Source organism: Glutamicibacter sp. Je.9.36 (assembly GCF_051129975.1).
Taxonomy (GTDB): Bacteria; Actinomycetota; Actinomycetes; order Actinomycetales; family Micrococcaceae; genus Glutamicibacter.
Genome location: NZ_JBCPSN010000002.1, coordinates 267,054 through 278,678, shown reverse-complemented (window position 1 = coordinate 278,678; position 11,625 = coordinate 267,054). Strand labels below are relative to the sequence as shown.

The 11,625-nt window shown below is 56.5% G+C and carries 13 protein-coding genes; 8 read left to right on the top strand and 5 right to left on the bottom strand.

Annotation, left to right across the window (positions count from 1 at the left end; translation table 11 throughout):
• Positions 1 to 55: 55 nt before the first annotated feature.
• Positions 56 to 1,024 (top strand): bile acid:sodium symporter, encoded by a 969-nt coding sequence (locus AAZQ98_RS05645; RefSeq protein WP_434690460.1) that lies wholly within the window; start codon positions 56 to 58, stop codon positions 1,022 to 1,024.
• Positions 1,025 to 1,173: 149 nt separating this feature from the next.
• Here the strand turns inward: AAZQ98_RS05645 and AAZQ98_RS05640 are convergent, their stop codons facing one another.
• Positions 1,174 to 1,635, bottom strand: a complete 462-nt coding sequence (locus AAZQ98_RS05640; protein WP_434690459.1) for a DUF3817 domain-containing protein — start codon at positions 1,633 to 1,635, stop codon at positions 1,174 to 1,176.
• A gap of 227 nt (positions 1,636 to 1,862) precedes the next feature.
• On the opposite strand from AAZQ98_RS05640, the gene AAZQ98_RS05635 reads away from it, so the two are divergent.
• On the top strand, positions 1,863 to 2,450 hold the full coding sequence (locus AAZQ98_RS05635) for an HAD family hydrolase (protein ID WP_434690457.1): 588 nt from the start codon (positions 1,863 to 1,865) through the stop codon (positions 2,448 to 2,450).
• A 55-nt stretch (positions 2,451 to 2,505) separates the two neighbouring features.
• Here AAZQ98_RS05635 and AAZQ98_RS05630 read toward each other — a convergent pair whose 3' ends face one another.
• Both AAZQ98_RS05630 and AAZQ98_RS05625 read right to left on the bottom strand, forming a co-directional pair.
• Positions 2,506 to 2,973: an SRPBCC domain-containing protein gene (locus AAZQ98_RS05630; protein WP_434690456.1), complete on the bottom strand. Its 468-nt coding sequence runs from the start codon at positions 2,971 to 2,973 to the stop codon at positions 2,506 to 2,508.
• A gap of 172 nt (positions 2,974 to 3,145) precedes the next feature.
• Positions 3,146 to 3,508: an ArsR/SmtB family transcription factor gene (locus AAZQ98_RS05625; protein WP_434690454.1), complete on the bottom strand. Its 363-nt coding sequence runs from the start codon at positions 3,506 to 3,508 to the stop codon at positions 3,146 to 3,148.
• Between the two features lie 318 nt (positions 3,509 to 3,826).
• On the opposite strand from AAZQ98_RS05625, the gene zapE reads away from it, so the two are divergent.
• The 6 genes from zapE to AAZQ98_RS05595 all read left to right on the top strand — a co-directional run bounded on the left by zapE (position 3,827) and on the right by AAZQ98_RS05595 (position 8,475).
• Entirely contained in the window at positions 3,827 to 4,879 is a 1,053-nt protein-coding gene (gene zapE, locus AAZQ98_RS05620; RefSeq protein ID WP_434690453.1) for a cell division protein ZapE, read from the top strand.
• Positions 4,876 to 5,517, top strand: a complete 642-nt coding sequence (def, locus tag AAZQ98_RS05615; protein ID WP_434690452.1) for a peptide deformylase — start codon at positions 4,876 to 4,878, stop codon at positions 5,515 to 5,517. Before zapE ends, def begins: the two co-directional genes overlap by 4 nt.
• A complete protein-coding gene (locus tag AAZQ98_RS05610; protein ID WP_434690450.1) occupies positions 5,517 to 6,368 on the top strand; it encodes a putative RNA methyltransferase in 852 nt (283 codons plus the stop codon). The genes def and AAZQ98_RS05610 overlap by 1 nt, the downstream gene beginning before the upstream one ends.
• A gap of 104 nt (positions 6,369 to 6,472) precedes the next feature.
• Entirely contained in the window at positions 6,473 to 6,949 is a 477-nt protein-coding gene (locus AAZQ98_RS05605; RefSeq protein WP_105657869.1) for an NfeD family protein, read from the top strand.
• Positions 6,950 to 7,004: 55 nt separating this feature from the next.
• Positions 7,005 to 7,943 (top strand): SPFH domain-containing protein, encoded by a 939-nt coding sequence (locus AAZQ98_RS05600; protein ID WP_105657849.1) that lies wholly within the window; start codon positions 7,005 to 7,007, stop codon positions 7,941 to 7,943.
• A 184-nt stretch (positions 7,944 to 8,127) separates the two neighbouring features.
• Entirely contained in the window at positions 8,128 to 8,475 is a 348-nt protein-coding gene (locus AAZQ98_RS05595) for an RNA polymerase-binding protein RbpA (protein ID WP_105657848.1), read from the top strand.
• A gap of 357 nt (positions 8,476 to 8,832) precedes the next feature.
• Here the strand turns inward: AAZQ98_RS05595 and AAZQ98_RS05590 are convergent, their stop codons facing one another.
• Both AAZQ98_RS05590 and AAZQ98_RS05585 read right to left on the bottom strand, forming a co-directional pair.
• A complete protein-coding gene (locus AAZQ98_RS05590) occupies positions 8,833 to 9,561 on the bottom strand; it encodes a polyprenol monophosphomannose synthase (RefSeq protein WP_105657847.1) in 729 nt (242 codons plus the stop codon).
• Between the two features lie 411 nt (positions 9,562 to 9,972).
• Positions 9,973 to 11,577 (bottom strand): amidohydrolase, encoded by a 1,605-nt coding sequence (locus tag AAZQ98_RS05585; protein WP_434690448.1) that lies wholly within the window; start codon positions 11,575 to 11,577, stop codon positions 9,973 to 9,975.
• Positions 11,578 to 11,625 lie beyond the last annotated feature (48 nt).

The window sequence follows — 11,625 nt, the reverse complement described above, 5'->3', positions numbered from 1 at the left end:
GCCCGAATGAGCTCACGGCCGTGGTGGCCGCAGCTATTGTTCTAGCATTAGTCCTATGAAGATCTGGCCTGGCAATGCATGGATGCAAACGCACCAGATCGCCCTCTATTTATCCGCGATCACTGCCGGTTGCGTTCTCGGCCTGGCTTTGCCTGCCGCAAGCAAGGGTCTCGAGAACTCGGTTAACCCGTTCCTTGGGTTACTGCTCTACGCTACTTTCCTGGGCATGCCGCTGACCCGTTTTCCGGAGGCCTTCCGGGACATTCGCTTCATGGGTGCACTGTGCGCGGTCAACTTTGCCGTGGTGCCGCTCGTAGCCTTCGGGCTATCGCGAATAGTGGCGGGGGACCAGGCGCTGCTCTTCGGCGTGCTGCTGGTCTTGCTAGCGCCCTGCATCGACTACGTTATCGTCTTTACCGGCCTAGCCGGGGGAGACAGCCAACGGCTGCTGGCGGCCACACCGCTCTTGTTGATCTTGCAGATGCTGCTCGTGCCGGCATACCTCTATATATTTGCTGGCCCCTCGGCGATCGGCATGATCGTGCCAGCTCCTTTCCTGGGGGCACTGCTGGGACTGATCGTGCTCCCACTACTGGCAGCAGCACTCACCCAGGCACTCGCCAAACGATTTACCTGGGCAGAGCCCATCGGGGATTGGGCCGAGTATCTAATGGTTCCGTTGATGATGGGAACGCTATTTAGCGTGGTCGGCTCACAGATCTTCACGGTGAGAGCAGGCCTGGGTCAACTAGGGCTGGCCATTATGGTTTTCGCCCTGTTCATCTGCATCATGAATGTCCTTGGATACTCCGCGGGGAAACTCTTCAAGCTGCCCACCGCTTCACGGCGGGCAGTTACTTTCAGCGGCGTCACACGCAATTCTCTGGTCGTGCTTCCCCTGGCCTTGGCTTTGCCCGCGGAGCTGGAACTAGCCTCTGCCGTAGTCGTTAGCCAGACCCTGGTAGAGCTAATTGCAATGTTGGTGATGGTTCACTACGCACCTAAACAAGGCACCACCAAGTAGTTCTAGCCTTACCCTGCTATGTCCGGATTAAACAGAATTTGCCTGGCCAAGAACACATGGAAGTGTCCGGGCCAGGCACATTGGATTGAGGAGTCAGGGCATTCAGTGATGCCCAGGCGAAAGCAGGCTGCTCCTCATAGAATCCATGATTAGTGCTCGCCACCTGGAGGGCCAATGAAAAGCATGGTCGAGAAGATACCGGCAATAAGGACGAATAGCAGGACCGTGGTCAGCGCCGGGCGGGCAACAAGCCAACGCATCGTCGCGTCGGTCCACTTGCGATCATCTGGATGATCGGTTGCTTCGGTACGCCAGGTACCTTCCAGCTTTCCCTTGCGTTCCAGCCACTTGTCGTAAGGAATGGTCAGATACGGGACGACGGCGGTCGCGGCAGCTCCAATGATCAGCGACTTCCTCCAGCGCTGATTCATGCCAATGAGCACAGCCATCGTTGCATAAGTCAGGAAGACAAAGCCGTGGATGAAGCCGGCAATGGAAACAGGCCAATCACCAACCTTGACGACGTACTTCAAAATCAATGCGATGATCAGCATCGTCCATGTGACAGCTTCAGCGCGGGCAACAAGACGGTACAGGGCGCTTGGAGACATAGGGTGTTTTCTGTCCTTGAAGGTAGATAGGGGAGTAGTCCGGGAACTCGGTCAAGTACTAGCCTATCTGGCTCCAGGGATACCGCCGACATCTTGCCTTGGAACATGGAGTTCCCGGTTGACGCAGCACCTGCTTGATTTCTAGGCAGGCCCTTGCTGCAGGAAAGGCACCGGATGCACTTGGACCCAGGTGCCCCAATGCGCCTGAATCTGGCAGGATGGCACCCATGATCCACGCAGTAGTTTTCGATTTGGACGGAGTGATCCGCAATTTTCCCGAGGCCGCCACTGCTGACGTTGAAATGGAATATGGGTTGCCATCGGGCACTTTGAACGCGGCGGCTTTCGACCCTGCTCGCCTGGAACGACTCACTACAGGTAAAATATCTCGTTTGACATGGATCAAGGAGATTGGGAAGAGCGTTGGATCCACGGAAGCCGCCAACGCATGGGGTCTCATAGAGCCCGTTGTAGATCGCGATGTGCTGCAGCTACTCGACGATCTGCAACGTGCAGGTATCACCACCGCCATTCTCACGAACGGCAGCGACACCATTGACATCGAACTTAAACGGCAAGGAATCGCCACCCACGTCGCCCGAGTATTCAATTCAGCAAAAATCGGTTATCCGAAGCCAGACCGACGAGCATTTCTGCACGTAATCAACGCCCTGCACCTGTGTGCAAACCAGATCCTCTTTACCGACGATTCCGCCGGGAAACTTGTCGGGGCGACCGATCTCGGGATCCACACACATCACTTTGCTTCCGCTACGGACTTGAGGTCGGCATTGACCAGGCGCGGTGTACTCTAACCGGATCGATCATCGTTTGGAATAACATCGAGGGGAGTGGCAAGAGGAAATCGCCCTAGTTCTCGAATACCTCCTGATAAACGTCCCAGAATTGATCCATCGAACGCGGAGCCCCAAGCAGGACGGCCTCCAGATACATGAGATGCGTTTCCCATCCCGCCAGGTAATTCGAGACGCCAACGCTGAGTTTGGAGTGGCTCAGCGCAAGTTCAGCTCCGAAGAGGCTCGACTGCAGAGTCAAACTAACCTCCGACACAGATTCCTCCGGAAACTTCCAGGACATCAAGAGTGCGGATGCTGGCTCGACCTGTTCAATCCGGCTCTCGCAGATGTAGTTTTCCGCATGCTCGATCTGCACAGTAGAACCCACGTCAAGGCTGCCAGCGATGTGAGTTCCCAGCCAGAGCGGCAATGCCTGACGATCGATCATTGCGTGCCAAAGCCTGTCGGTCGATACGCCGAAGGACCACCTGAGATCCACAGATCCCGCCGAAGCGTCAGCGAACTTTCGAATGATGGGCATGAAAGGAGCCTACTTCGATGTACTGGACATCCAGCACAAATGGCTGCAGTGAGACCCTGCGTGGGGAGTCGGAGATTTCCACTACTTTACATAATGTAGATTATCGGCTTGTTTGCAATGTCGCTGGAAGTAGCCTTATTCGTCCATTTACGCCTCGGATCTCCAAGGCCGCTTACTGCTCAGCTTGTTGACGCTGATCCTGCAAATCCAGCCGGTGCCTCGCGAAGTCCAGGGTCTGCCGAATGAACTCGCGCGATCGTTCATCATGCATCGAGTAGATGACATGGCGGCCGGACTTCCTCGTTTGCAATACACCGGCTGTCCGCAGCTTGGATAGCAATTGGCCGGCAACCGTTGGACTAACGCCGATCAGCTGCGCCAAATCGGACAGGGAAAGATCGTCCATGGACAGCGCCCAGAGCATCTGGAGCCTTGCCGGATCCGACAAGGTTTTGAGTACCGTTGCCGACATGTCCAAAAGATCGCTGGAGACGATCTCGTCTTCAGCCGTTGGGACAATGAATTCGCTGGTCATCTCACGCGCTCCCTCTCCGCATTTCGCCCGCCCTGGTCCGATTCAACTGCTTCAACCCAGCTCTGTGGGTGTGTCCATTATGGCCACGGATCAAGATAAAGCGATAGGTATGCTCAAAATTCACAAGACTAAACAGGCTCGTAGCCATCTTGGGGAGCACTCCCCTATTTAAATCATCCGTTTCGAAATAAATCGAAGACTTATTGACTAGGCACTCTAACGTCGCCTCGGCACCGCAAGGCGTCCCTGCAAGCTGGAATGGTGGCGATTGCATCACAGAAGATTGGCCGCGTCTGCGCTCAGTGGCAAAATTTAGATATGGCTAATCCGTTGCTACGCATTCCCCACGGGAATAAGTACGCTCTTCAGATCCGCGAAACTCTCAAGCTGCAAGGTATCGAAGTTGACCCGGTTCAGAGTGATCTGATCGACCTTCTAGGCCGTACTTTGCGTACGACGATGACGGCAAAGCACCCTGGCGTCTACATTTATGGCCCTCCTGGTCGAGGCAAAACCCTCATCATCAATACCTTGGTCTCGGTGCTGCCTGAAACCACGACAGCGCGCTTCCATTTCCACGAGTTCTTCCAGCGCGTGAATTCCCCGGTCAACCGTGTCCCCGGCCAGCCGCTGGGCGCGATTTTCTCGCAAGGGCTTGAGCGCGAGCTAGCTGGACTGCAGTTGCTGGTCTTCGATGAGTTCCATTGCACCGAACCTGGCGACGCGATGTTCATGGCCAAGCTCATTCGGCATTGCACGGAACACGAGATCCAGCTGGTCACTACGTCGAACTACGGGCCGGAGAAGCTGCTTGACGATGACACGTTCCATCACCTGGTTCAGCCAATTATTGACCGGATCCAACGGGACTTCACTGTATTCTCGCTGGATCATTCGGTGGACTACCGACAGCTCGCCGCCGATCCCGAGCAGGTCTTGGACGGGTATCGGAGAGGCACGCTAAATCTCTTCGAAGCACCAGGCGAACTGCCGGTCCACGATACGATGATCCAGATCGGCTACGACGAAATCGGGCCAGTCCATGTGAATGCGGATGAGATCTGGATCAGCTTCGAGCAGATCTGCCGAACCCGCCGCAACACTGCCGACTATTTGGATTTGGCAAGCCGGTATTCGCGCTGGCATGTAACCTGCATCCCAGCTAGTGCCACCATGCCAATGGATGAGGAACGCCGATTGGCGAATCTTATCGATATCTTCTACGACAAGAACGTGGAAGTTCATCTGTACGCCGCAGACAATCTGGGCAATCTTGGACACATGCTGCATGACACTGAAAAGGCCCGACTCACCTCGCGCCTGGCTCAACTTCAGCTCAACGAATACGAACGGACTAGCGCTTGCCGATGAACACCCAGTACACCGCACAGGACATCGAGAATATCGTTCGAGAAGTCCTGGAGACTGCAGATGAGAACCTCATACTGCCTATTGTCCAGCTGGGACATCCCGTTCTCCGCCAGCAGGCGGTGGCCTACGAGCAGCAGCTTCCGCAGGAACTGCTCGAAGAACTCCTTGAAGCAATGCGCCAGACCATGTACGACGCCCCTGGCGTAGGACTCGCCGCTCCTCAGGTGGGTATCCCCCTGCAGATTGCCGTGCTCGAAGATCTCTATCCCATTCCGGAAGAAGCTGCCTCGCACAGAGAGCGTGAGCCGCTGGAGTACTTCGAGATCTTCAACCCCGTATATACGGCATCAACAGAGCGCGCGGCAGTCTTCTACGAAGGTTGCCTGTCTTTCGAAGGATTCCAAGGCGTAGTGAGCCGGCCCGCCGATATCACCGCCACTTATAAGGACCGGGACGGCCAGGAAATAACTCGAAGCTTCTCCGGTTGGCAGGCCCGCATTGTCCAGCACGAAACTGATCATCTGTCGGGCACTGTCTATATCGACAAAGCACTTACCCGCTCCTTGATTAACGAATCCGAACTGTGGCGCCATGAAAGCATGGACGTTGCAACGGCACAAGAGGTTCTGAAATTCTAATGTTCTCCGGCACCACGAACGTTACTTGCCCGGTCTGCGAGCAACCCCTTGGCTTCGAGGAAACTCGGGATAGAACCCTGAGTTGCGAAGCCGGGCATCGTTTTGATGCCGCCAAACAGGGTTACTTCAACTTCCTTACTGGCAAAGGAACGAACTTCCTCGAAGACACCTCGGCCATGGTCCAAGCCCGCGATGCTTTCCAGTCAAAGGGACATTATGAGCCACTGGCGCGCGCGCTGTCCGAGCTGATCAATGATCATCACGACGGACATTCGCTTGACGTGCTGGATGCGGGCGCAGGTACCGGCTACTACCTGGGGAAGATTCTAGAGAACTCTCCTGCTGCTGAACTTGATGCTTTGGCTCTGGACATCTCCCGCTTTGCCATGCGTCGTGCCGCGAAGGTTCCAAGCACGCTCGCTGTGGTCTGGGATGTCTGGCGCAAATTGCCTACTGCCGACCGATCACGCGATGTGGTGATCAACTGCTTCGCACCGCATAACCCGGCAGAGTTCCAACGTGTACTGCGTACTGGTGGATTATGCATTGTCGTGACCGGCGAACCAGATCATCTCAACGAAGTCGTCGACCCGTTGGGCATGCTCACCGTAGGACAGGGCAAGCAAGCCGCCTTGGTGGAAAAATTTGCGGCTGAAGGCCTTAATCATCTCGGATCCAAGAATCTGACATATCGGATGAACCTGAATGCGGACGATCTCTATAACCTTGCATTCATGGGTCCGTCCGGACACCACCTCTCCCCTGAGATCCTTCATCAGCAGACGCTGGCGTTGGGTTCCCAGCCTGTAACAGCTTCCTTTGGAGTACACGCATTCGTCACGCAGGGCTAGAAGATACCCCAAAATGACTACACCTTTTATCTGCCTTCTACGGCAGAATGTAGGAAAGACCAGTTACGACTGGTCAATGTCCTAACAGAATTTAGGTGAATGCCATGACAACAGCCGAATGGATCATCAGCAACGCTTGGGTGATCTGGCTGGCACTGTTCTTGCTGCTGGCGATCATCGAGATGCTTTCTCTTGATCTCTACTTCATCATGCTCGGCGTAGGTGCCCTTGGTGGTGTAGCGGTCGCACTGCTCAGTGGACCCATGTGGTTGCAGGTCCTTGTATTCTGCGTCATTTCATTGTTGATGATCTTCCTGGTTCGACCTATTGCGGTCAAACATTTACGGAAATCACCCGAGGGCTTCCGCACCAATATCGAGCGATTAATCGGTGCGGATGCACTTATTCTCGAGCCGACCTCGCGCATGTCGGGTTCGGCCAAGATCCGTGGAGAGATCTGGACCGCCCGTGCTGAATCCAGCGTTCCGACGATGAATCCCGGCACCTATGCCGTGGTTTCACGTATCGACGGGGCAACTGCATACCTCACCGCGAAGTCCCCTGACCCTGCAAACGGCTAGCTAGCCTGACGCCCCCAAATTCATCACTACTGCACAAGGAAAGAGAGTACGAACCATGAATTCAGATGGTTTTGGCTTGACTATTGTGCTTGTCGTTCTGGCAATCTTCGTGATTGTCGTCCTGCTGCGCAGCGTGCGCATCGTGCCGCAGGCACGTGCTGGCATCGTTGAGCGCCTCGGCAAGTACAACCGAACCCTAAATCCCGGTCTGACAATCCTGATCCCCTTTGTGGATCGCTTGCTGCCGCTGCTGGACCTGCGTGAACAAGTTGTTTCCTTCCCGCCGCAGCCAGTTATTACCGAGGACAACTTGGTAGTTTCGATTGATACCGTGGTCTACTTCCAGATCACCGAGCCGCGTGCCGCGACGTATGAAATCGCTAACTACATCCAGGCCGTAGAACAGCTGACCACCACTACGCTTCGTAATGTCGTCGGTGGCCTGAATCTGGAAGAAGCCCTGACTAGCCGCGACCAGATCAACGGCCAGCTGCGTGGTGTCCTTGACGAGGCAACCGGCAAGTGGGGCATCCGTGTTTCCCGTGTCGAGCTGAAGGCTATCGATCCACCGCTGTCCATCCAGGACTCGATGGAGAAGCAGATGCGCGCCGAGCGTGACCGCCGTGCTGCCATCCTGACCGCTGAGGGCACCAAGCAGTCCTCCATCCTGACTGCCGAAGGCGCACGCCAGGCTTCCATCCTCGAAGCCGAGGGCGATGCCCAGGCCGCAATTCTGCGCGCTGACGGCGAGTCCCAGGCTATCCAGAAGGTCTTCGATGCAATTCACGCCGGCAAGCCGGACCATGAGTTGCTCGCCTACCAGTACCTGCAGACTCTGCCGAAGCTTGCCGAAGGCACTTCGAATACCCTGTGGGTGATTCCAAGCGAACTGACCGAAGCACTCAAGGGCATCGGCGGAGCGCTGGGCGGCAACGGATCGGGCAGCAAGCCTGCCACTCCGGAATCGCCATCGGCCCCAGGTAGCAACCTGTAGCAACAGCTGGTTTAGAACCGATTAGCCGTCTGCGGCGAGGTGCATACAATGCACCTCGCCGCAGACGCGTATAATGGATGTTTTGGCACCAAGAATTATCTTCACCTCTAGTCGGAGGGAATTATTTCCGAGTGCCAAACGTTGGTACGTGTAGCGAATTCTTCAATCATCGCGGAGGGAAAACATGAGCGATCGCAGCCTACGAGGCATGCGCCTGGGTGCACAGAGCATGGAATCTGAGGCAGGTGTGGAGCCGGCTGCCCGTCAGCGTGTGGAATACCGTACCGAAGAGGGCGAGACCGTCTTCGTCGTCTTTGCTGCCGAAGCTGAAATTCCAGCAACCTGGCACACCAAGACCGGTAAGGAAGCCAAGCTCGTCCACGGCGAAGCCAAGGCCGAAGAACCGGGCAATGAAAAGCCTGTCCGTACCCACTGGGACATGCTTCTTGAGCGCCGTTCCGAAGAAGAACTGGAAAAGACTCTGGCAGACCGCCTCCAGCAGCTGCGCGCTGCTCGCGGGGAAACTGCCTAATCTCCCCCACGCACGGTTCCATGCTGCCTTAGCATGGCCGTAGGGGCTTGGTTGAGGGCTGGGTTTGATGACCGATGGTTATCAAACCCAGCCCTCACTCTTTTGCCTGGCTGCTATGGGCTCAACGACCACGCCCAGTATTTTCAACTGCGTCAAAGAGCCTGCATGACATTGCGCGGCCAGCGCCGCCGGCCTAAGCAGCTTCGTAGAAGCTATCTTCATCCTGCACAGTCCGCCTTTGGGGCGGCGGGCTGGTTTGTATTTCACTGCCTGCCCGAGACCTGATGATGATTCCTGGTTAAACGAACTGGCGTGCAACGATCAATCGTTGCACGCCAGTTCGCTTAACCACGGGTACTACTTCTTGGAAGTCAGCTTCTTCCACCGGGCGCCCAAGCCCCAGCGGGTGACATTCCACATTGCTTCGAACACAATGTTGCCGCTCATCTTCGACGCGCCCAGTTCGCGCTCTACGAAGGTCACGGGAACTTCAACGATCGTCTTGCGCAGCATGGCCACGCGGAAGGTCATGTCCACCTGGAAGCCGTAGCCGCGCGACTCAACGGCGTCAAAATCGATTGCTTCCAGGGTTTCGCGCTTGAAGGCGCGGTAGCCTGCGGTGATGTCGCGCAGAGGCAAGCCCAGCATGGTGCGCGAGTAGAAGCTGCCGCCGCGCGAGATGATCTTGCGCAGCATTGGCCAGTTCACGACTTCGCCGCCCTTGACCCAACGCGAACCGATTACGAGATCTGCGCCCGCGGCACTGGCTTCCAAAAGGCGTGGAAGCTGCTCTGGCATATGCGAGCCATCGGCATCCATCTCTACCAGTACGTCGTAGTCCCGAGCCAACGCCCATTCGAAACCTGCAATGTAGGCGGCTCCCAGGCCATCCTTGCCGGTACGGTGCAATACGTGGATATTCGAGTCCTCAGCAGCCATCTTGTCTGCTAGTTCTCCGGTGCCGTCAGGCGAGTTATCATCAACGATCAATACATCCGAGTCAGGAACTGCGGTACGCAAGCGTCCTACGGTCAGCGGGAGCGACTCCAGTTCGTTGTAAGTCGGAATGATTGTAATGACGCGCACGCGGCGGCACCTTTCTGGGTATACAACACAAAGCCTCTTTCCTGCTCGGCGTCGACTGCATGGCTTATGCAGGACACCGGGTCGAAAAGAGTTAATCCAAACTCAAAGTATAGTCATCATTTGCCAATCAGCGCGCTGGAGACACCGCATTAACGAACGATCCTCAGTGACTTCGGCCCTATTCTCCACGCCGAAAGGCACAGAGAATGTTATCTAAGGTCACTGAGGATCGTTGTTTAAATTGCGTAGTTTCCAACGCAATGCATGTGCATCTCGAAGAGGCGCTTAGACCAGCCTAGTGGGTACCCCACCTAGGCTGTCAACCATCAAATGACTTCACTCTTTACCTAGACACCACTAGTCAGGGCAAAATTTGCGAAATCATTCTGCTTATTGAGCATCTGTTTCGCTTTAAGCCGATTCGCTTGGCTCAAGGGTATTGAAAAGCGTGATTCCAGCGCGTACTGTACGCAGGCACTGCGGAATTTCCTCATCAACCACCGGAAGCATCGGAGTTCCAGCTCGTGCATCGGTACTCCAAGAACTGATTCGGACGTCCGGAGTTTGCACAGCAAGTTCAGAGGCAGTCCACACTGCAAAAGTCGCCGGCGCGCCGATCACGAGCTGCCCGGCGAACGGGTTCATCTCGCCCATGGCGCGATAGGTGGATCGGGTTTGAGCCAAGAAGGCCGCACGAGCCGAAATGCGAGCCTCAGCATTCGTCATGTTCATGCCGGCGCGAACAACCTGCCAGCCATCAACCTCGGTTACCGGAGCATCGGAGCCAAGCACCATTGGCACACCAGCCGAAAGCATGGCAGAGAGGTTGTTCATCGAAGCTGCGCGCTCCCCCAGGCGCTGCGCGTACATGCCGTTCGAGCCGCCCCACGCCTGGTCGAAGACCGGCTGCATCGAAACCATGATGGCGTACTTCAGTAAACGGGCCCGCGAGTCTTCATCAACCATCTCGACATGCTCCAGGCGGTGCCGGCACATCTGCAGCTTAGCTGCCCCAATCTGCTCAGCAGCCAGGTCAAAACCTGCCAACACCTCGTCCAGGGCGCCGTCTCCGATCACATGGAACGAGGCCTGGATCCCCCGGGAACTGCAAGCGACCAGGTGGGCCGCAATTTCGTCACGCTTCAGATACAGGGTGCCGCGTTCGCCCGGCTGATCGCTGTAGTCTTCGCGCAGGTACGCCGTGTGGCTGCCTAGCGAACCATCCACGCGAAGATCGCCACCCAAGCCCAGCACCTTTCCCGTTGGGAAGGATGCGACCAGCTCCTGGGCGATGTCTGCATCGCTAACCAGTTCGCCCCAGTAGGCATGGACTTGCGGCAGTTCAGGGTTGTCGATGGCCAGCAACTGCTCCAGCGCCTCTCGGCCCTCAATATGCGGAGCCGCCATCTCCACAACGCTGGCGAAACCACGCGAGGCGTAGTGCTCCAATGCCAGGCGCTGGTATTCCTGTTCGGCCTTCTGCGTATTGGTGAGTGCTTCACGCACGGCGTCGTGATCCGCACCAGAAATGATGCCAGCGGCGAGGTGGCCCAGGTCCAGCAGATCCAGCAGTTCCCGATTGACCAGGGCACTGTGCACATCGCGACGCGCCAGGTAATAGCCGCGGCCTTCCGCGGCACTGGTCAGGTCGGTTTCCGCGGGCAGCTGCTGGTCAGCCCAGTTCGAGTTGTCCCACCCCTGAGCCAGGACCAGCTTGGTCGATTTCTGCGCCTGCTCGGCGACGAGGGAAAGCAGCGAAGAAGCCGAGGTTGCTGCACCCAAATCGGCTCCCGAAAGGGTGCGGCCCAAGGCGGCAAGGTGCGTGTGGGATTCGACGAACGCCGGGGTAATCAAACCACCATTGAGGTCGATCACTTCGTCGACGGCAGACGCGTGGCGCTCGGCTGCGTCCTCGCCACCCAACCATGAAATGGTGTCGCCGTCCACCACCATTGCGGTAGCAAATGGATCGGCCGCCGAGTAGATGGACCCGTTTCGGTAGAGTGTTTTTGCCATCAGCGTCTCCCTTTTCTCGTGCACTGGCTATTAAGTTTTTCTGCTTGA